Below are 586 nucleotides of genomic sequence, written 5' to 3'. Positions count from 1 at the left end.
AAGCAAGATGGGCTTCAAGCCGGGCTCGGTGATGCGGCTCGACAATGCGCTGAAGATGATGCTGGTCAAATCGGCCAACGACATTGCCATGGCTGTCGGCGAAAATGTCGGCGGTTCGCAGGCGGCCTTTGCCGACCGGATGAACGCCGAGGCGACCCGGCTCGGCATGAACGGCACGCATTTCGTCAATCCGAACGGGCTCTATTCGCCGGATCAGTACACGACGGCGCGCGACCTCGCCGTGCTGGTGATGGCGATCCGCCGCGAATTTCCGCAATATGTGCCGTGGTTCTCGATCGAGGGCCTTGCCGTCGGCAAGAAGGCGATCCCCAACTACAATCTCTTGATCGGCCGCTATCCCGGTGCCGATGGCATGAAGACCGGCTTTGTCTGCCCCTCCGGCTTCAACATGATCGGTTCGGCGACGCGCAACGGGCGCACGCTGGTCGCGGTTGTGCTTGGCGAGAAGTCGGCGGTCACCCGCGCCGAGACGGCGGCAAAACTGCTCGATCAGGGGTTCGACACGCCTGTCGCCGGCTCGGCCACCGTCACCACGCTGGCGCCCTATGGCGACACGGTCTCACCC

The 586-nt window shown here is 63.8% G+C and carries 1 protein-coding gene; it reads left to right on the top strand.

Annotated features, from left to right (window positions below; translation table 11 throughout):
• The coding region (locus tag EN925_RS38760) for a D-alanyl-D-alanine carboxypeptidase family protein (RefSeq protein ID WP_164894831.1) at positions 1–586 on the top strand (586 nt) is incomplete at both ends.

The sequence above is a fragment of the Mesorhizobium sp. M7A.F.Ca.US.006.04.2.1 genome (assembly GCF_004022915.1).
Taxonomy (GTDB): domain Bacteria; phylum Pseudomonadota; class Alphaproteobacteria; order Rhizobiales; family Rhizobiaceae; genus Mesorhizobium; species Mesorhizobium ciceri.
The sequence above is the reverse complement of the archived record's forward strand: the minus strand, read 5'-3'. Positions and strand labels throughout refer to the sequence as shown.